This is a genomic window from Lysobacter daejeonensis GH1-9 (assembly GCF_000768355.1).
Classification (GTDB): Bacteria; Pseudomonadota; Gammaproteobacteria; order Xanthomonadales; family Xanthomonadaceae; genus Aerolutibacter; species Aerolutibacter daejeonensis.
In genome coordinates, this window is record NZ_AVPU01000006.1 from 1 (window position 1) to 25049 (window position 25049).

At 66.4% G+C, this 25049-nt stretch carries 21 protein-coding genes and 1 riboswitch; of the genes, 10 read left to right on the forward strand and 11 right to left on the reverse strand.

Going from position 1 to position 25049, the window contains the following annotated elements; translation table 11 throughout:
- Positions 1-40: 40 nt before the first annotated feature.
- Entirely contained in the window at positions 41-1231 is a 1191-nt protein-coding gene (locus N800_RS04895) for an O-succinylhomoserine (thiol)-lyase (RefSeq protein WP_036135491.1), read from the reverse strand.
- Positions 1228-2262 carry a homoserine O-succinyltransferase MetX gene (metX, locus tag N800_RS04900; protein ID WP_052107929.1) on the reverse strand — a complete coding sequence of 345 codons (1035 nt, stop codon included), beginning with the start codon at positions 2260-2262 and terminating at the stop codon, positions 1228-1230. Before metX ends, N800_RS04895 begins: the two co-directional genes overlap by 4 nt.
- A 78-nt stretch (positions 2263-2340) precedes the next feature.
- Positions 2341-2456: riboswitch (SAM riboswitch) on the reverse strand.
- A gap of 117 nt (positions 2457-2573) precedes the next feature.
- Between metX and N800_RS04905 the strand changes: the two genes are divergently transcribed.
- The 5 genes from N800_RS04905 (at position 2574) to N800_RS04925 (ending at position 7623) form a co-directional block, all read left to right on the forward strand.
- The gene (locus N800_RS04905) at positions 2574-3683 is read left to right on the forward strand and encodes an NHL repeat-containing protein (protein ID WP_036135492.1); all 1110 of its coding nucleotides are present in this window, start codon (positions 2574-2576) and stop codon (positions 3681-3683) included.
- Between the two features lie 2 nt (positions 3684-3685).
- Complete coding sequence (locus N800_RS04910) at positions 3686-4624, forward strand: peptidoglycan DD-metalloendopeptidase family protein (RefSeq protein ID WP_084087218.1); 939 nt, start codon at positions 3686-3688, stop codon at positions 4622-4624.
- Between the two features lie 114 nt (positions 4625-4738).
- Positions 4739-6343, forward strand: coding sequence for a peptide chain release factor 3 (locus N800_RS04915; RefSeq protein WP_036135493.1), 1605 nt, complete (start codon positions 4739-4741; stop codon positions 6341-6343).
- Between the two features lie 132 nt (positions 6344-6475).
- A complete protein-coding gene (gene trhA / locus N800_RS04920) occupies positions 6476-7177 on the forward strand; it encodes a PAQR family membrane homeostasis protein TrhA (protein WP_084087220.1) in 702 nt (233 codons plus the stop codon).
- A 77-nt stretch (positions 7178-7254) separates the two neighbouring features.
- A complete protein-coding gene (locus N800_RS04925) occupies positions 7255-7623 on the forward strand; it encodes a hypothetical protein (protein ID WP_036135494.1) in 369 nt (122 codons plus the stop codon).
- A gap of 14 nt (positions 7624-7637) precedes the next feature.
- On the opposite strand, the gene N800_RS04930 is transcribed toward N800_RS04925, so the two are convergent.
- The 3 genes from N800_RS04930 to mtgA all read right to left on the reverse strand — a co-directional run bounded on the left by N800_RS04930 (position 7638) and on the right by mtgA (position 9881).
- The gene (locus N800_RS04930; RefSeq protein ID WP_036135495.1) at positions 7638-8066 is read right to left on the reverse strand and encodes a CBS domain-containing protein; all 429 of its coding nucleotides are present in this window, start codon (positions 8064-8066) and stop codon (positions 7638-7640) included.
- A complete protein-coding gene (locus N800_RS04935) occupies positions 8026-9051 on the reverse strand; it encodes a glycosyltransferase family 2 protein (RefSeq protein WP_036135496.1) in 1026 nt (341 codons plus the stop codon). The genes N800_RS04930 and N800_RS04935 overlap by 41 nt, the downstream gene beginning before the upstream one ends.
- An 89-nt stretch (positions 9052-9140) precedes the next feature.
- Positions 9141-9881 (reverse strand): monofunctional biosynthetic peptidoglycan transglycosylase, encoded by a 741-nt coding sequence (mtgA, locus tag N800_RS04940; protein WP_036135497.1) that lies wholly within the window; start codon positions 9879-9881, stop codon positions 9141-9143.
- Between the two features lie 105 nt (positions 9882-9986).
- Here mtgA and hslO point away from each other — a divergent pair, with 105 nt between their 5' ends.
- The 4 genes from hslO (at position 9987) to N800_RS15210 (ending at position 15933) form a co-directional block, all read left to right on the forward strand.
- Positions 9987-10925, forward strand: coding sequence for an Hsp33 family molecular chaperone HslO (gene hslO / locus N800_RS04945; protein ID WP_036135498.1), 939 nt, complete (start codon positions 9987-9989; stop codon positions 10923-10925).
- 160 nt (positions 10926-11085) lie between these two features.
- Entirely contained in the window at positions 11086-11925 is an 840-nt protein-coding gene (locus N800_RS04950) for an XOO1806 family protein (RefSeq protein WP_036135697.1), read from the forward strand.
- 245 nt (positions 11926-12170) lie between these two features.
- Complete coding sequence (locus N800_RS04955) at positions 12171-15191, forward strand: TonB-dependent receptor plug domain-containing protein (protein WP_036135499.1); 3021 nt, start codon at positions 12171-12173, stop codon at positions 15189-15191.
- An 82-nt stretch (positions 15192-15273) separates the two neighbouring features.
- A complete protein-coding gene (locus N800_RS15210) occupies positions 15274-15933 on the forward strand; it encodes a TIGR02466 family protein (RefSeq protein WP_052107930.1) in 660 nt (219 codons plus the stop codon).
- Between the two features lie 17 nt (positions 15934-15950).
- Here the strand turns inward: N800_RS15210 and N800_RS04965 are convergent, their stop codons facing one another.
- The 5 genes from N800_RS04965 to N800_RS04985 form a co-directional block, all read right to left on the reverse strand.
- Positions 15951-17513: a tetratricopeptide repeat-containing sulfotransferase family protein gene (locus N800_RS04965; protein WP_052107931.1), complete on the reverse strand. Its 1563-nt coding sequence runs from the start codon at positions 17511-17513 to the stop codon at positions 15951-15953.
- Complete coding sequence (locus N800_RS04970) at positions 17503-18468, reverse strand: hypothetical protein (protein ID WP_156962877.1); 966 nt, start codon at positions 18466-18468, stop codon at positions 17503-17505. Before N800_RS04970 ends, N800_RS04965 begins: the two co-directional genes overlap by 11 nt.
- A gap of 89 nt (positions 18469-18557) precedes the next feature.
- Positions 18558-19145: a 2OG-Fe(II) oxygenase gene (locus N800_RS04975; RefSeq protein ID WP_052107932.1), complete on the reverse strand. Its 588-nt coding sequence runs from the start codon at positions 19143-19145 to the stop codon at positions 18558-18560.
- A gap of 3 nt (positions 19146-19148) precedes the next feature.
- A complete protein-coding gene (locus N800_RS04980; protein ID WP_052107956.1) occupies positions 19149-20954 on the reverse strand; it encodes a phosphoenolpyruvate carboxykinase (GTP) in 1806 nt (601 codons plus the stop codon).
- A gap of 44 nt (positions 20955-20998) precedes the next feature.
- Positions 20999-21589 carry a TetR/AcrR family transcriptional regulator gene (locus N800_RS04985; RefSeq protein ID WP_036135503.1) on the reverse strand — a complete coding sequence of 197 codons (591 nt, stop codon included), beginning with the start codon at positions 21587-21589 and terminating at the stop codon, positions 20999-21001.
- A 245-nt stretch (positions 21590-21834) separates the two neighbouring features.
- Here N800_RS04985 and N800_RS04990 point away from each other — a divergent pair, with 245 nt between their 5' ends.
- A complete protein-coding gene (locus tag N800_RS04990; RefSeq protein WP_036135505.1) occupies positions 21835-24303 on the forward strand; it encodes an acyl-CoA dehydrogenase in 2469 nt (822 codons plus the stop codon).
- 45 nt (positions 24304-24348) lie between these two features.
- Here N800_RS04990 and N800_RS15575 read toward each other — a convergent pair whose 3' ends face one another.
- The gene (locus tag N800_RS15575; protein WP_084087222.1) at positions 24349-25038 is read right to left on the reverse strand and encodes a DUF922 domain-containing protein; all 690 of its coding nucleotides are present in this window, start codon (positions 25036-25038) and stop codon (positions 24349-24351) included.
- Positions 25039-25049: the final 11 nt, after the last annotated feature.

The following is a 25049-nucleotide window of genomic DNA, read 5'->3' on the forward strand; positions in this document are numbered from 1 at the left end:
GCCTGCGGCACGCCGGCCGCCACCTCCGCGACGACGGCGCTCATCGCGACACGCGTTTGGCGGTGTCGGCCACGGCCAACGCGCGGTCGAGCGCCGCGGCGATGTCGGCCACCAGGTCATCGGCATGCTCGATGCCCACCGACAGGCGCAGCAGGCCATCGCCGATGCCGGCGGCCGCGCGCGCTTCGGCCGTCATCGCCGCGTGGGTCATGGTGGCCGGGTGCGCGATGAGGCTCTCCACGCCGCCCAGCGATTCGGCCAGCGTGAAGCACTGCAATCCGTCGATGAAGGCGCGCACCGCTGGCTCGCCGCCTTCGATCTCCACGCTCAGCATGGCGCCGAAGCCGTGCTGTTGGCGCGCCGCCAGCGCGTGGCCCGGATGCGAGGCCAGGCCCGGGTAGTGCACGGTGCGCACGGCGGGGTGGGCGTCGAGCAGCGCTACCAGCGCCTGGGTGTTCTCCTGGTGCACGCGCAGGCGCGCGTCCAGCGTGCGCAGGCCGCGCAGGGTGAGGAAGCTGTCGAACGGCGAGCCGGTGATGCCCAGGGCATTGGCCCACCACACCAGTTGCTGGTGCAGCGCGGCCTCGCGCGCGACCACCGCACCGCCCACCACGTCACTGTGGCCGTTGATGTACTTGGTGGTGGAGTGCACCACCAGGTCCGCGCCGAACTCGATGGGACGCTGCAGCGCAGGCGAGAGGAAGGTGTTGTCCACCACTGCGATCGCGCCGGCCGCGTGCGCGGCCTCGATCACGAAGCGCAGGTCGGTGACGCGCAGCAGCGGGTTGGACGGCGTCTCGATCCACACCACTGCCGGGCCCGTGGCCAACGCATCGCTAAGCGCGCGCGCATTGGTCAGGTCCACGGTCAGCAGTTCGAACAGGCCCTTCTGCGCCAGCGCGTTGAACAGGCGCCAGCTGCCACCGTACGCGTCGTGCGGCACGACCAGCTTGTCGCCCGGCTTCAGGCACGCGTGCAGCACCAAGGTGATGGCGGCCATGCCGGTGGACGTGATCACGCCGCCCGCGCCGCCTTCCAGTTCGGCCAAGGCCTCGCCGAGCAGGTCGCGCGTCGGATTGCCGCTGCGGGTGTAATCGTAGGTGCGCTTCTCGTTGAAGCCGGCGAAGCTGAAGTTGGACGACAGCACGATCGGCGGCGTCACCGCGCCGAAGGCCACGTCACGGTCGATGCCGGCGCGCACGGCCGAGGTACACACGTTGCGGTTGCTCATGCTGCTTGCTCCAGTTGTTCGGCCAGCGTGGTGCGGAGGATGCGCGCGATCTCGCCTTCCTCCTTCAGGAATGCGTCGTGGCCGTACACCGAACGCAGCACGCAAAGACGGGTCTCGCCACGCAGGTGCTCGGCAAGGGCATAGGCATCCTGCAGCGGCACCAGGCGATCTTCCGCCACGGCCACCAGCGTCACCGGCAGGGCGATGCGGCGCGGGTCGACGGCTTGCAGGTCAATGGATTCCGACAAGCGCAGGAACGCCGTCGGGGGCGTGCGCTCGACATACTTGTGTCCGCAATGCGCGAGGTAGGTCTCTGCGCCGACGCGTACGCGGCCGTCCACCACCTGCGGCGCTTCGAACCGCGCATCAAACTCTTCCGGGCTGCGGTAGCTGAGCACGGCCAGTTGCCGAGCCAGTGCGAGGCCATGCGCCTCATCGCACTGCAGCGCGCCCAGCGCCACCGCCTGGCGCTGCAGGGCGCGCCACGCGCTGGAGAACGGGTGCGCGCGGTGCACGCCACTGATCGCCACCAATTGGCCAAGCCGCCGGCCATGACGCTCGGCAAACTGCAGTCCCACCATCGCCCCGTAGGACGCCCCGACGAATGCGTCCAGACGCTCCAGCTTCAACGCATCCAGCAGCGCGGCGATGGCGTCGGCCTGGTCGGCCGGGTCGATGACCACGTCGAGATCGCCGGCGGCACCGATCCAGTCGAAGGACAGCACGCGCTGCTGGGCCGGGTCGATGGCGCGACCGGTGCCGACCTGCTCCTGCCACCAGCCCGCCTCGGGAAACGCCGCGCTAGCCGCGACATGGCGATGCGCGGAGATGCCACCGGCCACGAACACCACCGGCAATCCGGCCTCGCCCAGCAGCTCATAGCGCACCGCCACCTCGCGCTGGCCGGCGTGCCGCATCGCCAGACGCACGCGCAGCTCGCCGCGCACGGCCGGAAAGTCAATCGGGGGGTGGGGGAACGCGAGCGCGCTGTCGGAGCGGGCGGCGGTCGTGGCGGCGGTCGTCAGGCTCATCGTGGCATCCAGGGAAACAGGGCCATCGAGTGCTGACAGTGCTGCCGGCCACCGGCGAAGAATCGCAGGGACTGGACGCAACCATCTTCCGGCGACACGGGGTCACCGCAGGATTTGGCACCTTCGCACTGCTCGCACAGTGGTGGGTTGCCCCGGCTTCAAAGGGCCTGTCCCTCAGCCGGTCTCGATGGATGGCGCCATTCTGCCGACCGCATTTTCGTATGTCAATCGCTTTATCCGCATAGAGCGATTTGTCATAAGGACGTGACGCCGGGCCACCCATGCGGCCAGCGCGCCGCTACACTCGCGCCATGCACCCACGTATTGCCCTGGTTGCCCTGCTGGCAGCCACCCTCACCGCCTGTTCGACCACCCCGGTCCGCAACTCCTCCGCCACCAGCGATCAGGCGCGGCACGTCGCCACGCCGGAAGCACGAGTGATTCCGGAGACCTTCGTGTCCCCCGAGACCTCGGGAGAGGAACTGGACTCGGTAACCACCTGGCCCGCCGAGGACGGCCGCACCTGGCTGATTGCCAGCGCCAAGACCTCGCACCGCCTGCTGGTACTGGACGCCGACACCGGTGCACTGCTGCGCACCGTGGGCGGCCCGGGCAAGACAGCGGGCCTGTTCCGTCGCCCCAACGGCGTGGCCGTCCACGGCGACCTGTTGTTCGTCGTGGAGCGCGACAACCACCGCGTGCAGGCCTTCACCCTGCCCGACTTCGTCCCTGCGGGCGTGTTTGGCGCCGACCAGCTGCGCAGCCCCTACGGGCTGTGGGTGGACGACGTCGCGCCGGGCGAACTGGACGTCTACATCACCGACAGCTTCATGTACGGCGAGCAGTTCGACGTGGTGCCGCCCTTCGAGGAGCTGGACCAGCGCGTGCGCCGCTTCCGCGTCACCGTGCCCGACAATGGCCCGGTCCGGGCGCGCTACGCCGGCTCGTTTGGCGACACCCACCCGGATACCGCATTGCGCATGGTCGAGTCGATCGCGGGCGACGCGGCCACCCGACGCCTGCTGGTCGCCGACGAAGACCGTCGCCACATGTCGACGCTGCGCGAGTACACCTTCGACGGCCAGTACACGGGTCGCCAGCTGCCGGAAGCCAGCTTCGGCGCCGAGGCCGAGGGCATCGCGCTGTGGCAGTGCCAGGATGGGGATGGCTACTGGATCGCCGTGGACCAGCTGGCACCGCGCGCCATCTTCCACCTGTTCGACCGCAACACACTCAAGCCGGTGGGCAGCTTCCGCGGCGACGTGACCGCCTACACCGACGGCATCGCATTGCACGCGGCGACCACCGCAGCGTTCCCGGCAGGCGCCCTGTTTGCGGTGCATGATGACAAGGCAATCACCGCCTTCGACCTGCAGGAAGTCGCCCGCGTGTTCAACCTGTCCGCCGACTGCACCCACTGACCATGAGCCGCCTGCGCCGTCCATTGCTGCTGGCTCTGGGCGTGGTGCTCGTCGGCGCCACCTGCCTCGCGCACGCGGCCAAGGTCTACAAGTGGACCGACCGCAATGGTGTCACCCACTACGGCGACCGCGCGCCCCAAGGCGCCACCGCCGCCGGGGCGCCCTCGCGCATCACCGTGATCCCGGTGCAGGCCGAGCCGTCCGCGATCGCCCGCTTGCGCGTCGAGCGCTCGGGCGAACGCTACCTAGCGTGGGCCGACAACTCGCTGGGCGGCCCGATCGAAGTGGCGCTCGACTTCAACCGCGCCAACAACGTCGCCGGCAATCCGTACCTGCCCGCGCGCAAGGTGGTGCCGGCGCGCGGCAGTGCCCTGGTCAGCACGCTGAGCGTCGCCGACCCCAGCCGCGGCGGCGATTTCGAGCTGGCCATGGAGAGCGTGCCCGGCGACCCCGCGGCGCGCCCGCTGAACGTCGAGTACCTGCTTCCGCTACGCCAGAGCCAGTTCCGCATCGACCAGGGCTTTGGCGGCAGCTTCAGCCACGGCGATTCGCAGAACCGGTTTGCCGTCGATTTCGCCGCTGCCGTGGGAACCCCGGTGCTGGCCGCGCGCGCCGGCACCGTGATGCAGGTGGAGTCGGACTTCGAAAAGGCCGGGCTGAACCAGGAGAAGTACGGCGGCCGCGCCAACTTCGTGCGCATCCTGCACGACGACGGCGCCATGAGCCTGTATGCGCACCTCAAGAGCGAAGGCGTACTGGTCCGCGTGGGCCAGCGCGTGGCTGCGGGTCAACAGATCGGCCTGTCCGGCAACACCGGCTTCACCACCGGGCCGCACCTGCACTTCGCCATCCAGGTCAACCGCGGCATGCGGCTGGAGTCCATCCCGTTCCGCATGACCGGGCCGAACGGGCCGCTGCGCATCGCCAGCGGAAGCCGCTGACGGTCGCCGCCCCCTCCCCGGCGCCACTACCAACCGGCGCCCGGGACCCGGGCCCCATGCCGGTATAATGGCCATCTTCCCCGTTTCCCCGGTGCGCCGCGGCGCGCCTTCGCCATGTCCGAAGTTTCCCTCGAAGCCCTGCGTCGTCGCACCTTCGCGATCATCTCGCACCCCGACGCCGGCAAGACCACCCTGACCGAAAAGCTGCTGCTGTTCGGCGGTGCGATCCAGATGGCCGGCTCGGTCAAGGGCCGCAAGGCCGCGCGCCACGCCACATCGGACTGGATGGCGCTGGAAAAGGAGCGTGGCATCTCGGTGACGTCGTCGGTGATGCAGTTCCCGTACGAGGGCCGCATCGTCAACCTGCTCGACACCCCCGGCCACGCCGACTTCGGCGAGGACACCTACCGCGTGCTCACCGCGGTGGACAGCGCGCTGATGGTCATCGACGTGGCCAAGGGCGTCGAGGAGCGCACCATCAAGCTGATGGAGGTGTGCCGCCTGCGCGACACGCCGATCATGACCTTCATCAACAAGCTCGACCGCGAGGGCAAGGACCCGATCGAGCTGCTGGATGAAGTGGAAAGCGTGCTGAAGATCCAGTGCGCGCCCATCACCTGGCCGATCGGCATGGGCCAGCGCCTGAAGGGCGTGGTGCACCTGGTCACCGGCGAAGTGCACCTGTACGAGCAGGGCCGCAATTTCACCCGCCAGGACTCGACCATCTTCCCGTCCGTCGACGACCCACGCGTGGAGGCGGCGATCGGCGCGCCGGCCATGGCCGAACTGCGGGAGCAGCTGGAACTGGTCGAAGGCGCCTCGCATCCGTTCGACATGGCCGCCTACCTGCGCGGCGAGCAGACCCCTGTGTTCTTCGGCTCGGCGGTGAACAACTTCGGCGTGCAGCTGTTGCTCGACTTCTTCGTCGAGCATGCGCCGGCGCCCAAGCCGCGCGCCACCACCACCCGCGACGTGCAGCCCACCGAGGACAAGCTCACCGGCTTCGTCTTCAAGATCCAGGCCAACATGGACCCGCAGCACCGCGACCGCGTGGCGTTCATGCGCATCTGCTCGGGCAAGTTCAGCGCCGGCATGAAGGCCTTCCACCCGCGCAGCGGCAAGGAAGTGAAGCTGGCCAACGCGCTGACCTTCATGGCCAGCGACCGCGAGATCGCCGAGAGCGCGTTCCCGGGTGACGTGATCGGCATCCACAACCACGGCACCATATCCATCGGCGACACCTTCACCGAGGGCGAGAACATCGCCTTCACCGGCATCCCCAACTTCGCCCCGGAACTGTTCCGCCGCGCACGCCTGCGCGACCCGCTCAAGCTCAAGCAGTTGCAGAAGGGCCTGGCCCAGCTCAGCGAGGAAGGCGCGACCCAGTTCTTCAAGCCGATCATGAGCAACGACCTGATCCTGGGCGCGGTCGGCGTGCTGCAGTTCGACGTGGTGGCCTACCGGCTGAAGGACGAATACGGCGTGGACGCCAGCTTCGAGCAGGTGCAGGTGGCGACGGCGCGCTGGATCCGCTGCGACGACGCCAAGAAGCTGGAGGAGTTCCGCGACAAGAACGCACTCAACCTCGCCGTCGATGCCGCCGGCCAGCTGGTCTACCTGGCGCCGACCCGCGTAAACCTTCAACTGGCGCAGGAGCGTGCGCCCGCGGTGACCTTCATGGCCACGCGCGAGCACGCGCACGCGGTCGGCATCGACTGACTTCGACCAAGGAAGGGGCGCCCGGCCCACGCGACGGGCGCCTTCGGCGGTATGCTGCCCTGACCCCCACGTCGGCGCCGTAGGCGTCGCGATTGGAGCCACGGCTCCAACGCTTTCAGGAACGCTGCCCCCATGCCGTCCAGCCACGCCCATCCCACCTCGCCGACACACGTGTCGGCCATTGATGAATTGTTGGCCCGCCAGCGCTACCTGCGTGAGGAGTTGGCCAACGCCTGGACCCATGGCGTTGGCGCCGCGGCCTCGCTCGCCGGCGGCGGCATCCTGATCACCTTGGCCGCGCTGCGCGGCGACGGCTGGCAGTTGGCCAGCGCCATCGTATTCGGCGTCGCGCTGCTGCTGCTCTATACGGCCTCCACCCTGTACCACGCGATCCAGCATCCGGTGGCCAAGGGCCGGCTCAAGGTCTTCGACCACTGCGCGATCTACCTGCTCATCGCCGGCACCTATACCCCGTTCACCCTGATCGGCCTGCGCGGTCCGTGGGGCTGGGGCCTGTTCACGGCCATCTGGGGGCTGGCTGTCGCCGGCGTGATCTTCAAACTGTTCTACACCGGCCGTTTCAAGCTGCTGTCCACCGCGATCTACATCGCGATGGGCTGGCTGATCATCGTGGCGATCAAGCCGTTGCTGACGGCCCTGGATGGCTGGACCCTCGGCTGGCTGCTTGCCGGCGGCCTCGCCTACACCCTGGGCACGGTGTTCTACCACCGGCCCAATCTGCGCTATTCACACGCGATCTGGCACATGTTCGTCATCGCCGGCAGCGTGTGCCATTTCGTGGCGGTCACGGCCCAGGTGCTGCCGCACGGCTGAACGCCGCACAACACCTTCACCGGTGCTTGACCACGGGAACGGAAAGGTGGGGACACCTTCCCCCGTCCGGAGCCATCATGCACCGCACGCCCCTGCTCATCGCCCCCACCCTGCTCGCCATGGCCCTGGCCGCCTGCTCCGCCGATCGCCCGGAGGCCCCCGCCACGGCCAACAGCCCAACGCCGGCCGCCGCGCCTGAATCCCAGGCATCGACCGTGGGCGCCGACGTGACCATGCGCTACACGTGCAACGGCGACCACACCGTCGCCGTGCATGGCGAAACGTCCGCAACCGTCACCACGGCGGACGGCACCACAGAGCTGCCTCGCGTGGCCGACAGTGCGCCGCCACAGTTCGCTAACGACACCTTGTCATTCAGCATCGGCACCAGGGGCGCCGAGCTGGGCCATGCCGGCGTGGGCAGCTTCGCCTGCCGGCCGGAATGATCAGATAGCCCGCGTCAGGACGTGATGTAGCGCTGCAATTGGTCCAGCTCGACCTGCTGGTCCTCGATCACGGCCTTGACCAGGTCACCGATCGAGACCAGCCCCACCAGTTCCTGGCCGCGCAGCACCGGCAAATGACGGATGCGCCGCTCGGTGACGATGGTCATGCAACGGTCGACGGTGTCCTCCGGTCGCACCGTCACCAGCTCCGCCGTCATGATCGCCGATACCGGCGTGTCGGCCGAAGCGCGCCCCTGCAGCACGACTTTGCGCGCGTAATCGCGCTCGGACACGATGCCCACCAAGCGCGGGCCTTCCATCACCAGCAAGGCACCGATACTGCGCTCGGCCATCAAGCGCACCGCATTAATCACGGGGGCGTCAGGACCAATCGAATAGATGTCAGCCGACTTCGCTTCCAGCAGGTGCCGAACGGTGCGCATGACCGGTTTCTCCGACAGGGCTTGGTTCCGAGGATACTCCTGTCTCCGGCCGCCAGCTGTCGACGAGGTACAGAGGCCGCTGCTTGGACTCGTCATACAGGCGCCCGAGGTATTCGCCGATCACGCCCAGCGCGATCAGCTGCACCCCGCCCAGGAACAGGATGACCGCCATCATCGTCGGCCAGCCGGCAACCGGATCACCCCATAGCAACGCCTTGCCCACGATCCACAGGCCATAGACGAATGCCAGCAGCGCGGTCAGCAGCCCCAGATAGGTGGCCAGCCGCAGCGGCGCGGTGGTGAAACTGGTGATGCCTTCCAGCGCCAGGTTCCACAGCCGCCAGAAATTGAACTTGCTGCTGCCGGCGTTGCGCGCCTCGCGGTGGTACGGCAACGCGACACGGCTGTAGCCCACCCAACCGAACAAGCCCTTCATGAAGCGGTGGCGCTCGCGCAACTGCCGCAGTGCCGCCAGCGACCGCTGCGACAACAGGCGGAAGTCACCGGTGTCGGGCGGAATCGGCGTGTGCGATAGCTGTCCGATCACGCGATAGAACAGGTGCGCGGTGCCGCGCTTCAGCCAGCCTTCGCCGTCCCGCTCCAGGCGCGTGCCGTGCACGTCGTCATAGCCTTCGCGCCATTTGGCCACGAATTCCGGAATCAGTTCCGGCGGGTCCTGCCCGTCCGCATCCAGGATCAGCGCCGCGCCGCGCTCAACCCGGTCCAGCCCGGCAGTCAGCGCGAGTTCCTTGCCGAAGTTGCGCGACAGACGCAGTAGCGCCACCCGGCCATCGGCGGCAGCCAGTTGCTGCATCACCGTCCACGTTGCATCGCGGCTGCCGTCATCCACGTACAGCACGCGACAGATCAGATTGCCCGGCGCCTCCAGCGCATCCATCACGGCCTGCACCCGCGGCTGAAGCAATGGCAGGCTTTCGGCCTCGTTGTAGGCCGCGACGACGATGGTCAGGTGATCCCGGGTCATGCGGGGATGGTAACCGTCTGCCCTGCAAAGGCCTACCGGGGGACGCCCGTGCACCTCACGGCAAAGGTCACTCGCCCCGTTTCATCGAATCAGTCCAACTGCTGCAGGTACTCCGTGCCGCCGATATAACGCATCTGCCGCTGGATCGCCCGGCTGCGCCGCTGCACATACGGTCCCGGCCGCACGATGCTGTAACGCCGTGGGCTGGGCAGCACCGCGGCCATGCGCGCCGCCTCCGCCGGCCCCAGGCGCGCCGCATCCTTGTGGAAGTAACTGCGTGCCGCCGCCTGCGCGCCGTATACGCCATCGCCGAACTCGACGATGTTGACGTAGACCTCCATGATCCGCCGCTTGGGCCACAGCGCCTCAATCAGCAGCGTGTACCAGGCCTCGATGCCCTTGCGCACCCAGCGCGAAGGCCGGCTGCTGCCCTGCCAGAGAAACAGGTTCTTGGCCGTCTGCTGGCTGATGGTGCTGCCGCCGCGCACCTTGCGCCCGCGGGCATTGCTCTTGCGCGCCTTTGCGATGGCCTTCAGGTCGAAACCGAAATGCTCGGAGAAGTTCTGGTCTTCCGCCGCCACCAACGCCACCGGCAACTGACGGGAGACCTCATCCAGGTCACGCCAGTCGTAAGCGATGCGGAAACGCCAATCCCTTTCGCCCCAGGCCTCCATCTGCCGGGCCACCATGAACGCACTGAGCGGCGGATCGACGAAGCGGAGCACCAGCACCTGCAGCACCGTCGCCAGCAGGAACAGCAAGGGCAACGCCATCAACCATCGCCGCCAGCGCAGGCGCCTGGGCCGCGTCGCCGAGCCTGTCACCGCCATCTCACCGTCTTGCGCAACCAAGGTCCCGCCCCCATGTACGCGCGATGCCCCCGCGCCAGACGGCATTATCCGCGAAGCGCGCCCTCCCGCATGAGTTCCGTTGCCATGACCGACGCCACCCCCACCACCATCCCCGATGACCGCGACCAGCTCACCCGGTTCCTTCTCGAAGACGCTGGCGTTCGCGGCGTGCTGGTGCACCTGGACGACACCTGGCAACAGATCCGCCGCCGCGCCACCGGCACCCCGCATGACGGCGTGACCCCGCCCGCCTCGGTGGTGGAACTGCTGGGCGAGGCCGTCGCCGCCTCGGCGTTGTTCACCGGCCACGCCAAGGTCGAGGGGCGCCTGTCGGTGCAACTGCGCAGCAGCGCCGTGCTCCGCACATTGTTCGCCGAATGCACGGCCGCGGGCACCCTGCGCGGCATCGCCCAGTTGTCCGGCGATGGCCCGGTTTCCCGCGACCTGCGCGAACTCGGCGATGACGCCCTCCTGGCCATCACCATCGAGAATCCGGCCCTTGGCAACCGCGAGCCCGTCCGCTACCAAGGGCTGGTGGCACTGGATTCGGACACGCTGGCCGGCGCCTTCGAAGGCTACTTCCGCCAGTCCGAGCAGCTGCCCACCCGCCTGCTGCTTGCGGTGGATGACACGCGCGCCGCGGGCCTGATGCTGCAGAAGCTTCCCGGCGACAGCGGCGATGCGGACGGCTGGAACCACGTGGGCGCCCTCTTCGACACCCTCGGCCCGGCCGAGCTGCTGGCCACCGACACCGCCACCCTGCTCACCCGGCTGTTCCACGAAGGGGACGTGCGTCTGCTGGGGTCGCGCGCCCTGCGCTTCGCCTGCTCCTGCTCGCGCGAACGGGTCGAATCCATGCTGGTCTCACTGGGCGCCGACGAGGCCCGGGCCGCCGTGGCCGATGACGAGGCCAAGGTGCGTTGCGAGTTCTGTGGGGAGGAGTACCGGTTCAGTTCCGAGCAGATCGAGCAGTTGCTGGAGGCGGCCAAGGCCAGCTTCGAGGCCCCCGAGCGCGCCCAATGACGGCCGGTCGCGGGCCGGATGCCCGTTTTGTGACCAAGTGATTGTTAAGGAAGTATAAATTCGCTAGAGTCTTGGGCAAGACAAAGGGGAACTTCGTCGATCGGCACCGGTCGATACGTACGCCATGTATCCGCGCCTGCTGCAACTTTCGCTCACCCTGATGCTCGCCCTTGGCGCGGCCGCCGGTGCGCACGCGCAGTCCAAGGCGCGGACGCCCGCGCAGGGTGACAAGGCGACCGTCCTCCCCGTACTGAACAATGTCAGTGGCAAGGTCGAGGCCTATCTGCTGCTGGAGCCCACGACGACACCGGTCGCCGGTGCCCGCTGGCGCGTCGGCCAGTCCTCGCTGGATGCCGCCTTCGGCCTGGATTCCGGCGATACGCTCGGCCTCGTCTGCGACCGCAAGACCGGCCTGGTCGGTGCCATCGGCAACCTTGCCAACCACTGCATGCTCGCCGCACTGGACCAGGAGGGGGGCGGGCGCGGCAGCCGCCAAGGCGCCGTTGGCGCCAGCCTCAACCGCGCTGCCGGGCGCATCGGCGTGGCGTTGGGCACCGGTCGCGACACCCTGCCCGCCTGGCTCAGCCCCAGCGGGCGGCAGAGCAAGTTCGAACAGAACACCCTGACCGTTTACGGCCAGAAGCACATTGGCTCGGAAGCCACCGTCTCGATTGGTGGCACCTGGGCACGTGCCACCCTGATTCCGGCCGGCGAGGCCAGCACGCAACTCGCAGACCAGTGGACCACCCGTTCGCTGAGCATTGGTGCCGCGAAGGGCGCGTTCAGCGCGAACATCATTGGCCGAGTGGTTGAGACTCCCAGCCAGCCTGGCCAATGGGAAGGCCTGGGCGTTGGCCTGACCTGGCGCACACCGTGGAGTGGCCAGCTGACCGTGGGTGCCGAAAACGTGGTGACGCGCGGACGGAATCCGTTCGCCCCCCGCGACCAGGACGACAACGAGGGCACGGTGCCGTACGTGCGGTACGAACAGGACCTCTGAATCCGCCTATTCAGAAAATTGCGTCCCCCCTTCGACAGCGCATTCGCCCGATTTAACAAAACAACCCCCTGAATTGACAGGAAAAAAAGGCCACCCAACCGGGTGGCCTTTTGCTTTGTTAACGACACTTTAATTTTCGCTTCAAGGGGTCTACTATCCGGAAGGCCTTGCCGGATTTGGTGTCTTTCTTGACGCCACTGGTGAGGTTCCCATGGGAATTACCAAGCCTTTACTTGGAGAGAGAGATGACCTTTAAGACCAACAAGCTGCGCGACGCGATTTCCTTCGCGCTCGTTGTCGGCACTGCGGGCACCGGCGTGGCATTCGCGCAGGAAGCCCAGCAGGAAGAAGCCACCACGCTGGATCGCATCGAAGTGACCGGCTCGCGCATCAAGCGCGCCGAAGTCGAGACCTCGCAGCCGATCTTCACCCTCGACCGCGCCGACATCCAGGCCCAGGGCCTGACCTCGGTCGGTGACGTGATCCAGAACATCACGGCCAACGGCTCGACCCTCAACAGCACCTTCAACAACGGCGGCAACGGCGAAACCCGCGTCAGCCTGCGTAACCTCGGCTCGAACCGCACCCTGGTGCTGGTCAACGGCCGTCGTTGGGTCGGCGGCACCGGTCTCGGTGGCGCGGTCGACCTGAACACCATCCCGACCGCCGCGGTCGAGCGCATCGAAGTCCTGAAGGACGGCGCCTCGGTCATCTACGGATCGGACGCCATCTCGGGCGTGGTCAACGTCATCCTGCGTAACGACTACCAGGGTGCCGAAGCCAACGCCTACTTCGGTCAGTTCGACAAGGGCGACGGCACCAAGCAGTCTTACGACCTGACCATCGGCACCTCCGACGAGCGCTTCAGCGCGATGTTCGGCGCCGCCTACGTCAAGGAAGAGCCGGTCATGGCCGGCGACCGCGAGATTTCCGCCGTTCCGACCTACAAGACCGGCAACGCGTTCGGCAGCAGCACCACGCCGAACGGCCGCTTCGGTTTCGGCGACACCGCGTGCCAGCGTCAGAACAACACTGGCCAGCTGCTGTGGGTCAACCCCACCACGGGCGCCCTGACCACCACCCCGCAGTTCGATGCCGATGGCAACGAACTGAAGGCCATGGTCGCCGCAGGCAACCAGCGCATCGACACCACGAACTGCCAGCCGGGCACCTACACCCGCAACAGCGCGACCGATCCGTACCGCCTGTTCGCCATTCCTGCCGATATCTACAACTTTGCGCCGGACAACTACCTGCTGACCCCGCAGGAGCGCAAGTCGGTCTTCGGCCGTGCGACCCTGAACATCACCGACAACACCTCGGCGTTCATCCAGGCTTCGTACAACAACCGTCGCTCCGAGCAGCTGCTGGCAGCCATGCCGATCGTGCTGGGCACCATCGCCGGTGGCCAGGCCGGGACGATCAAGATCGACAAGGACAACTACTACAACAACTTCACGGATGCCGACGGCAACCAGGTTGACGTCACCCGCATCCAGCGCCGTGCCGTCGAGACCGGCGGTCGTTCGTTCAACCAGAACGTCGACACCTTCGGCTTCTCTGGCGGCCTGGAAGGTTCGTTCGAGTTCGCCGACCGCTTCTTCTCGTGGGACGCGGGCATGGTCTATGGTCGCAACGACCAGAACGACACGACCTACGGCCTGTTCAACCTGCTGGCCCTGCGCCAGTCGCTCGGCCCGTCGATGCTGATCGATGGCAAGCCGCAGTGCGTGACCGTCGCCGGCGATGCCAGCACCGTCATCGATGGCTGCGTGCCGATGAACCTGCTGGGTGGCGTGGGCACGATCACTCCGGAAATGATCGCCTTCAACTCGTTCACCGCGCACGACGAGTTCGGCTACAAGATGAAGCAGTACTTCGCCAACATCAGCGGCGAGATCGTCGAGCTGCCGGGCGGCATGCTGGGCTTCGCTGCGGGCGTTGAGCGCCGCACCGAGAACGGCTATGACTCGCCGGACGCCCTGATCAACTCGGGCAACACCACCGGCAACGCGCGTACCGCCACCGCTGGTGCGTACAGCGTCGAGGAAGCCTACCTCGAGTTCGCGATCCCGCTGCTTCGTGACCTGCCGGGCGCCAAGGAACTGGAGTTCAGCGTCGCTGGCCGTTACTCCGACTACAGCAACTTCGGCGACACCACCAATGCCAAGTTCGGCTTCAAGTGGCGTCCGTTCGAGGACCTGCTGGTCCGTGGTAACTGGTCCGAGGGCTTCCGCGCTCCGTCGATCAACGAGCTGTACCAGGGCGTGTCCGACTCCTACCCGCCGATCGCCGATCCCTGCTCGACCACCTTCGGTGGTGGCTACAACGGCCTGACGGCCGAGCAGAAGGCCCGCTGCCACGCCGAGGGCGTGCCGGTGGGTGGCTATGATCAGGGCAACGGCCAGATCCGCATCAGCGTCGGCGGCAACCCGAACCTGATGCCGGAGAAGTCCGAGACCTCGACCTTCGGCTTCGTCTACAGCCCGAGCTACCTGGAAGGCTTCGACGTGTCGCTGGATTGGTGGAAGATCGAGCTGACCGACATTATCACGACCTTCTCGGGTCAGTTCATCGTCGACGACTGCATCGAGAACGGCAATGCGCAGGCCTGCTCGTTGTACACCCGTGACTCCAGCGGTCAGATCACCGACCTGCTGGCGTCCGGCCTGAACCTCGGCGCTGCCCGCGTTGAAGGCTACGACATGACGGTTAACTACCGCCTGCCGGAGCAGTCGTGGGGCAAGCTGAGCTTCACCTGGGATACCACCTACATGGCGGAATACTCCCAGGACAACGACGGCGACGGCGACATCGACGAAGATGACGGCGGCAGCGTCGTGGGCGAGTACTTCGACCGCAACAACAACTGGCGCATCCGCTCCAACCTGATGACCCGTTGGGAGAAGGGTGATTTCGGCGCCACCTGGTCGGCCCGTTACTACTCGCGTCAGGAAGAAGAGTGCCCGTTCGGCTACAACGATTACGGCTTCGGCCAGTTGTGCTCGGATCCGGTGTTCACGGCGTCGACCACGGATGACCCGAACAAGCTCGCCGCGGGCTCGATGAACCACATCGGCGGCGTGACCTATCACGACGTGACCGCCTACTGGAAGGCTCCGTGGAACGCCCGCATCACCCTGGGCGTGAACAACATCGGCGACAAGGATCCGCCGGTTTCGTTCACCACGTTCGCCAACAGCTTCGACCCGCAGTATGAAGTCCCGGGTCGCTTCGTGTACCTGCAGTACAACCAGAAGTTCTAATCTGGTCGCATGACGGTGCATTGACTACGGCCCCGCAAGGGGCCGTAGTTTTTTGAGCAACCCGCCGCCTAGAGACAGCCGCATGTCCTTTGAGATCAAACCGGTATTTGCCGTGCCTTTTGCGCAGGATTTCCACCCTGCTCCGGATGCATTGAACGCAAGCTTGAAATCCCTGCTCCTGGCCCGCGAGACGGAGGGGGCCAAGTACGCGAATCCCAACCCATCGCTGCGTCAGCAGCCGGGGGTCTTCGAGAGCGACTTCAACCTTTTCTCATGGCCCGATCGGTGTATCCAGGAGCTCAGGGAGTTTGCATGGACGGCATTGGCCAGAACGATCCAGGAACTCAATGGCTACACCGCTGAGCAAATGCGGAGCATGCAGATCTTTTCCCACACGTGGTATCACGTGACGCGCCACGGGGGATTCACCATCGCCCACACCCACCCGATGGCGTCATGGTCAGGCGTGTATTGTGTTGCGCCCGGCGAAACACCCGAAGACCACCCGGAATCCGGCGTGCTGCGGTTTCACAATCCGCACTTCTACAGCAACGTCTTCCTGGACCCAGGAAACGCGCGCCTGCGGGCCCCGTTCCATCACGGGACCTGGAGCGTCCAGTTCAAGGCGGGGCAGCTGGTCCTATTCCCGTCGTGGCTGCAGCACGAAGTGTTGCCTTTCTATGGCCGCGACGAACGAATCACGATTGCGTTCAATTGCTGGTTTGGAACAAACGGGCCCTAGGCGTCTTCCGCGCAAGGCTAATCCAGCGCTAGCGCTTCCCGCAGGGGGCCAAGATGGTGTTCGTACGGGACGCGCGCCTGTGCGCGGTCCCGGCGGATCCCCTGGCGCGCCAGAGTCGCGCTCGCCGTGGCCACGGTGCCACTCGAGCGCTGTACGTCCACCATCTCTGGCACGAATTGCAGACCGCAATGGTCGGCCACGCGACGCGCGACAGCCTCCGTGTCTCGGACCAGTTCGTCGTAGTAAACGTCCATGAACACGCCCGGTAGCATTTCGCGCCAATGGGCGACGACCCGGCTGTACACACGATGGAATCGTCCTAGCTCGGCGAGGTCGTACGAATACGGCGCCACGCCCGCGAATAGCGTGCGCAGGTTGGAAAAACAGGTGTCCATCGGGTCCCGCACCAAATGCAGGATCCTCGCCTGTGGCAAGGCCTTGGCGATATAGCCCACGTGCCAGAAATTGATGGGCAGCTTCTCGGTGAAATAGGGCTTGCCACGCGAAAGCCATCGCGCGGCCTCGGCGTACCCGTCCGCGACCGCATCGAAATCCGCATCGGCTGCACGTCGGATCATTTCCGAGTCGATGCGCCCTGGTGTGGCGTGGTCCGTCGCCAGTTGCATCTGCGCGTCGAAGGCATAGGTTTCACCAGCATCGGCGATGTCCGGATGCCCGGACAGGATGCGCTCCAGGAGGGTCGTCCCCGACCGATGCATACCCACGATGAAAATGGGCACGGCCGGCTGGGGCTTGGCGCTGCGCTGCTGCAGAAAAGCCGTCGTGGACTGGGCGATGAGCGCGTCGGCTTGGCGTTCGTCGTCGTCGACCGCGTACTTCAATTGCCTGCGCTTGCTTCGGCAACCACGCTCCAGCGCCTCCCAAGCGGCCTCGTACTCGCCCAGGTCGTGCAACTCCTTGTGCAGGGCGTACGCCAGATACGGTTCACCCGCGCTGCCCGCAGGCACCCGTGCGAGGCGTTCGCGCAGGTCCTCCACGTGGTTCCTCTCCGGTGTCTGCGTGCGGACACTGGCGCGCATCCAGGCGTTCTGCACCACGGTGGGGTCCAACGCCAACGATCGGGCGTAGCAGGCCTCCGCGTCGTCGAGCTCGCCATCGAACAAGTGCAGGTTGCCGCGCACGTGAAGGCAGGCCGCATCGTTGGGAGCCCTCACCAGTGCCGCGTCCAGCAAGCGCTTGGCTTCCGCATGGGCACCGATTGAGCTGAGCATCACCGCAGCTTTAGCCACCGCACCCGCCGGGGCCTGCGCAGCAAAGGTCGGCGCCGACAAGCATTCGACCAGTCGCTCGAATTCATTGAAGTACCGCAGCCGTTGCGCCAAGGCGAAACGCAGCGCGGGATGCGCGGGCTGGGTCTGCCACGCCCGCAACGTTGCGTCGCGCGCCTCGCGATGGCGCCCCTCCTTTCCCAGGGCAAACGACAATCCCAGCAGTGACGGCGTATGGTGCGGCATGGCGCGCAGGGCCCGCCGGTATCCCAGCGAAGCCCCTGCCCAGTCGCCCCGATCCTTGGCCGCCTCCGCCGATAGCCAATGTCGGTGTGCCTGTTCACTGCTCATCAAACAATCTCGTCAATGACCATTGCCCTGCAGGGAGGACAACGGCCTCCTGCCTCATCGCCGGAAGCACGTGCTGCTGCAACCAATCGTTGGCTGCCTGCAAAGTCGGCGCGTGCAGTCGACTGACCAGCGCGACCTCATGTGCGCGTGCCTGCGGCCCGTATTCGCGCGTACCCAGTTTGGCATGGCGATGCGCCACTTCGGCCAGCCGTGCCCCCCGCCGCTTTGGATCGGCGACCAAACCCCACCATGCTTGCGCGCGATTCACCGCGTCGTCGATGTCCGCCAGGAGCCACTCGGCATCCAGGACCGCGACCCGGTTGGACCCACTCTGCTCGGCGATGTCCAGCAGCAGTTCGCGCTGCGCTGCCCACTGCAGCCCGGCCGCCGCGATCAGGGACGGTGGAGACAGGGCCTGCGGGGGCAGCCGGCGATGGAATTCGCCCGCAGTCAGCGCCATTTCGACCAGTGCCGGAATGCGCGCCTGAGTCTCGGCCGTTTTCTTGATGTTGGAAACCAAGAAGTCCTGGAGCGATGACGTCAGCACGAGTGCCCGAGAATCGGGGGTCGCGTTCATCAGTGCCTGCGCGATGTTCAGCGACGCGTGCGTGGGCTTGATGATGACCCGCCCGCCGGGCGTCCACGGCCTGGCCAGGAGGTTGGTGCAGGTCACCGGCCAATGCCCGAGCGCGCGCCCCTCATGGCGGGCATCGGCCAACCGGCGCAACACCAGCGGCTCACGATAGACGACCGTTTGGGGATGGTCGTGCAAGGCCTTGGCCAGCAGGGTCGAACAGCAGAACGACGTATGAAACAGCCAGGCGACGGGCGGGATGCCGGCAGGGCCACCCGGCACGGCTGCCGCGTCCACGGCGATGGATTGCCGAAGGTCCGCTGCGATCCGGGTGTCCATGAACGTGGACTCCTCAACGACGCGCCGATCGATGTGCAACATGGCCAGCCGATCACCGCGGATGTCGAGGTCCGCGGGGTACCAGGACGGATCGGACCATTCGATGCCGGGGGATACCGGGCCCGCACCCGTCATTGGGCAACGCGCTCGAACTTGATCGCGAAGGTGTAGCGGGGCTTGTAGCAGATCCGGTTGGGAGGACGCCCCGCATGCAGGATCGCCCCATCAAACACGGCCAGGCGCCCCGGGCGCGGCCGCACCGCGGCCGCCAACTCACCCTGCTGGTCGTAGAACACCGTTTCGCCGCCCCACTCGATGTCCCACTCATCGCAGATATACCAGAGGGCGGTTAGGTCGCCCATGCCCGGCAGGCAATCGGTGTGGGTGAACAGCATGTCGCCGTAGCTGGCAACGTTGGTGTAGGCCCGATAGGGCCGGAACGTTTCACCCGGCTGGGCAAACGATTGTGCGGCCCTGTGGCTGAGTTCGTAGATCGGCTGGCGCACCAGCGCGTCCAGCCTCACCTCGGTCACCCAGTGCTTGTACCCAACCGTTTCCGGTCGGGCTACTTCCGTTCGGGTGAACGCGGCCTTGGACAGCGCTTCAAAATGCGCGCTGACGCTCTCCAGATGACCGTCAAACACCTTCAAACACAAGCCATCGACCAGCAGCTCGCGCGTTGGCACCAACGGTGAAAAAGGAACGTCAGCACGCTGCATGCATCAGCCCGCCAGCATCCCGGCAATACGCTGCTGCTCATCCTTCAGCGCCTGCGGCATGCGCGGACCGTACTCGTCCAGGTACTCGCCAATGCTGCTGAACTCCGCCTGCCAACCGGCGCGGTCATAGCCAAACAGCTTGGCCTTGGCTTCGTCGCCCAGGGCAATGCCCTCCAGGTTGAGCGCACCCTCGGCCGGCAGTGCACCAATCGGCGTTTCGACCGCGGCGGCTTCGCCCTTGACGCGCTGGATCATCCACTCCAGCACCCGCAGGTTGTCGCCGAAACCCGGCCACAGGAACTTGCCGTCGTCGCCCTTGCGGAACCAGTTGACGTGGAAGATCTTGGGCAGCTTGGCGCCGTCGGTGTCGAACGACAGCCAGTGGCTGAAGTAGTCGGCAAAGTTGTAGCCGCAGAATGGCTTCATCGCCATCGGATCGCGGCGCATCACGCCCACCGCGCCGGTGGCGGCGGCAGTGGTCTCCGAGCCCATCGCCGCGCCGACCAGCACACCGTGGGTCCAGTCGCGCGCCTCGAACACCAGCGGCACCAGCGAGGCCCGACGGCCGCCGAACACGATGGCGCTGATCGGCACGCCCTGTGCGTCTTCAGCCTTGGGCGAGTACGACGGGCACTGCTTGGCGCTCACAGTGAAGCGTGAGTTCGGGTGCGCGGCCGGGCCCTTGGTGGCGTCATAGGCGTTGCCGCGCCAGTCGGTGACCGGGGTCTGGCCGTTGTCCAGGCCCTCCCACCACGGCTGGTTGTCGGCGGTGACGCCGACATTGGTGAAGATGGTGTTCTTCTGGATGCTGGCCAGCGCGTTGGCGTTGGACTTGGCCGAGGTGCCCGGCGCCACGCCGAAGAAGCCGGCCTCCGGGTTGATGGCGTACAGGCGGCCGTCGGCGCCGGGGCGCATCCAGCAGATGTCGTCACCGATGGTCCAGACCTTCCAGCCGGCGTTGCGGTACCCCTCAGGCGGAATCAGCATCGCCAGATTGGTCTTGCCGCATGCGGACGGGAACGCGGCGGCGACGTAGTGCGTCTCACCCTGCGGATTCTCGATGCCAAGGATCAGCATGTGTTCGGCCAGCCAGCCCTCGCTGCGCGCCTGGTGCGAGGCGATACGCAGCGCGTGGCACTTCTTGCCCAGCAGCGCGTTACCACCGTAGCCCGAACCGTACGACTTGATCATCAGCTCTTCGGGGAAGTGCATGATGAAGCGGCGATTGGGGTCCAGCTCGCCAATGGAGTGCAGGCCCTTCACGAACGAACCCTCACGCTCGATGCGGGCCAGCGCTGGCGCGCCCATGCGGGTCATGATGCGCATGTTGGCCACCACGTAGGGGCTGTCGGTGATCTCCACGCCGCAACGCGACAGCGGCGAGTCGATCGGGCCCATGCAGTACGGGATCACGTACATCGTGCGGCCCTGCATGCAGCCATCGAACAGCGCATCCATCTCGGCGTGGCCTTCTTCCGGGGCCATCCAGTGGTTGTTGGGGCCGGCGTCCTCGTGGTGCGTGGTGCAGACGAAGGTCAGGTGCTCCACGCGCGCCACGTCATCGGGGTGCGAACGATGCAGGTAGCTGCCCGGATGGGTCTGCTCGTTGAGTTTTTCCAGCGTGCCATCGGCCAGCATGCGGGCGATGAGCGCTTCATTTTCCGCGTCGCTGCCATTGCACCACTGGATGGCGGACGGCCGGGTGAGCGCCGCGACCTGGGCAACCCAGTCGTTCAATGCCGGCAGACGGCTACCGGCCCCTCCTTCGGTGGCGGTGGAGGGGGAAAGTGCCTGGGTTGCTGCGTTCACGAAAAACTCCTCCAGCCCTTGCGGGCGGAACAAACGGGAAAAATTCAGACGGATGGGATGAGCGTGGCCATCATGTGCTCGACATAAGCCTCGAACTCATCGTGTTGCATGCGGGTCTGGTGCAGTTGCAGGTTGAGCTGCAGGAAACCGACGTATGCCGAATACGCGAGGCGGGCGCGGTGCTGGGCATCTGTGCGCCCCAGGCCGGCCTGGCGGAAGGATGCGGTCAGGTAATCCATGCGGCGCTCGGAAACACGACCGATCACCGGCTGCACGGCCGGGTGGTCCAGCGCCTTGAGCAACTCGGAATAGATGACGTGCGATTTGAATTCATGCGCGACCATCTCGAACAGGGCACGCAGGCGCTGTCGTGGATCGGGTACGGCCTCGAGCTGGCCCCACACGGTTTCGAGCTCGAGCTTTTCCCACCGTTCCAGCGCGGCGACCAGCAGTGCGTCGCGCGAGGGGAAGTGCCAATAGAAGCTGCCCTTGGTGACGCCCAGGCGACGGGCCAATGGCTCGACGGCGACCGCGGCCACGCCCTGCTCGGCGATCATGTCCAGCGCGGCCTGTGCCCAGTCATCGGCACTCAGGCGCCCGCTGCGCTCGGGCTTGCTCAATTCAGCTTCGTTCATCTGCCAATTCTAAACGGTCGCCTTGGGCCAAAGCAGTATTGCACCGCAGCATAGGTCGAGTTGACAGGGCCGAATCGGCGATTCCATACTCAGTCGTATGGTACATGTTTAATGCCAGCGTTTGAATGACCGACGGCCCGAGGCTTGCGGCGGTCAGTCAACAGGCCGACATTGGGCATGTGCCGCCGGACCTTCACATCGACCCTGTCTGAAGCAGCGGGCCTGGCGCCCGCCGGAGCACCACCATGAGCATCGCCGTTCCCTTCCTTGCCTTCCTGCTGGTCGGCGCGATCGCGGCCTACCACCGCCTCCGCCTCGCTGTGTGGGCCGCGGTGACCGCCGCGGTCCTGGTGGCCTGCTGGCTTCTGGGCGCCAATGGCGCCGCCACTGTCGTTGCCGGCGTGCTGGTGGCGCTGATAGCGGTGCCGCTGCTGTTGCCTGCGATTCGGCTGCCTTTCATCACCAAGCCGCTGCTGGGCTTCTACACCAAGATCCTCCCGCCGCTGTCGGAAACCGAACGCGTGGCGCTGGAAGCCGGCACGGTGGGCTGGGAAGGCCAGCTGTTCTCCGGCAAGCCGGACTGGGAGGTGCTGGCCAGCCAGCCCAAACCGACCCTGCGCCCGGACGAGCAGGCGTTCCTGGACGGCCCCGTGGAAGAGCTGTGCCGGATGACCAACGACTGGCAGATCACGCATGTGGATGCCGACCTGTCGCCGGCGCTGTGGGATTACATCAAGAAGAACAAGTTCTTCGGCATGATCGTGCCGAAGGAGTACGGCGGCCTCGGTTTCACCGCGCTGGGCAACCACAAGGTGATCCAGAAGCTGGCGTCGGTGTCGTCGGTGGTCAGTTCGACGGTGGGCGTGCCCAACTCGCTGGGCCCGGCCGAGTTGTTGATGCACTACGGCACCAAGGAGCAGAAGGACTATTACCTGCCGCGCCTGGCCGATGGCCGTGAGGTGCCATGCTTCGCCCTGACCGGCCCATGGGCCGGCTCCGACGCCACGTCGATCCCGGATTACGGCGTCGTGTGCATGGGCGACTGGAACGGTGCGCGGGTGGTCGGTGTGAAGCTGACCTTCGACAAGCGCTACATCACGCTGGCGCCGGTGGCGACGCTGATTGGCATGGCCTTCCGCATGTACGACCCGGACGGCCTGATCGGCGACAAGCAGGACATCGGCATCTCGCTGGCGCTGCTGCCGCGCGACACCGCGGGCGTCGAGGTCGGTCGCCGCGCGATGCCACTCAACAGTCCGTTCCAGAACGGCCCGGTGCGCGGCAAGGACGTGTTCATCCCGCTGAGCCAGTTGATCGGTGGCGAGGCGATGGCCGGCAAGGGCTGGCAGATGCTGGTGGAGTGCCTGTCGATCGGCCGCTCGATCACCCTGCCCTCCACCGCCAGCGGCGGTTCCAAGATGGGCGCCATTGCCACGGGTGCGTACGCGCGCATCCGCAAGCAGTTCGGCCTGTCGATCGGCCGCTTCGAGGGCGTGGAGGAGGCCCTGGCGCGCATCGGCGGCCATGCCTACACCGTCAGCGCGCTGGCCGAAGCCTCGGCTGCGGCCGTGGCCCGTGGCGAGCTGCCGGCGGTGCCGTCGACCATCTCCAAGTACCACTGCACCGAGATGGGCCGCGAGGTCGCCAAGGATGTCATGGACATCATCGGCGGCAAGGGCATCATCCTCGGGCCGCGCAACTTCGCCGGCCGCAACTGGCAGGCGGCGCCGATCATGATCACGGTGGAAGGCGCGAACATCATGACGCGCTCGCTGATGATCTTCGGCCAGGGCGCGATCCTGTGCCATCCGTGGGTACTGAAGGAAATGAAGGCCGCGACCAACCCGGATGCGTCTGCGCGCCTGCGCGACTTCGATGCGGCGCTGTTCGGCCACATCGGCTTCGCCATCTCCAATGCCGTGCGCTCGCTGTGGTTCGGATTGACCAGCGCGAAGGTCGGCGCGGCGCCGGGCGATACCTACACCCGCCGCTACTACCGCAAGCTCAACCGCTACTCGGCGGCGCTGGCGCTGATGGCCGATACCTCCATGCTGCTGCTTGGCGGCAAACTGAAGTTCAAGGAGTCTCTGTCCGGCCGCCTGGGCGACGTGCTCAGCAACCTGTACATCGCCAGCGCGCTGCTCAAGCGCTATGAGGATGAGGGCCGCCCGGCCTCCGACCAGCCGCTGCTGGCGTGGTCGATCCACAACGCGGTGTTCAAGATCGAGAACGCATTCTCCGGCGCGCTGCGCAACTTCCCGATCCGCCCGATCGGCTGGCTGCTGTGGGCGCTGGTGTTTCCGCTCGGCCGCCGCGCGCAGTACCCGAGCGACCGCCTGTGCCACAAGGTTGCGTCCTTGCTGATGTCGCCCAACGAGGCACGCGACCGCCTGGCAGTTGGCGTGTTCACCACGCCTTGCGCCAACAATCCTGCCGGCCGCATCAACAGCTACCTGCAGAAGGCGATCCTGGCCGAGCCGGTGGAGCGCAAGTTCATCAAGGCGCTCAAGAACAGCGACATCGAAGCCCACGATTTCGCGACCCAGCTGGACGAGGGCGTACGCGAAGGCTGGATCACCACCGAAGAGCGCAAGCTGCTGGAAGATCTGCGCGAGCTGACCATCGACACCATCAGCGTCGATGACTTCGAAGCGGAGGAGTTGCGGTCGGCGACCTATCGGCCGTCGGGCGAGTTGGGCCGCGCAGCGGCTTGAACCGGCCGCGAGCGACGAGCCCTGCGGGGCTCGTCGCGATCGCAACTACAACACGGCCCCTTGGGCTGAACCGTACTGGGTTCGCATGTCGTAACGCTGGTCGCGGAACTTCAGACGCGTCATCACGCGGAACAGGATGCGCTGTGCCGCCGACTCGATGTCACGGCACGAAGGTGCGGTGGCAGGCAGTTGGGCAAGCTGCTGGCGAAGCTCCTCGGAAGCCGCGAGCGCATGGTCGGCATGGCCCTGTTCGTGGGTGTCGAGCGCCTTGCGGACCTGCTGCCACTGATGGCGTAGAGCCGCAGGCACGGGCTTGTCGGGTTCCCATGAAGGCAGGACCGTCGTGACATCCACGGCAACCTGCGCCTCGATGAGCACACATTCCCCCCGGCTGCGTTCGAAGGCATAGCCCACCTGGATCTCGCTCCGCGTCAACGCGTGGCCTCCGGCGGCGGCATCCATGTTCAACTGGGCGCGCAGCCTGTCCCGGAGCTCGCCGATGTCGTTGCCCGAGATTGGATAGGTTCGCGCGGAACGTGTAACGATGACCCCTGGAGTCCTTTCGGAAAGGGCGACAAGGGCAGGATCGGGCCTATCCGGGATGGGTCCAAGTGCGATCGTAAGCAAGCTGACCCATTGCAATGGCACGCAACACCCTCCTGGCTCGCGAAAAGTGGACCGACTCTGCCCACTATTGCCTCGGACCACAAGGCGTTGGCCGCCGCCAATCACCATCAAGCAGGTTA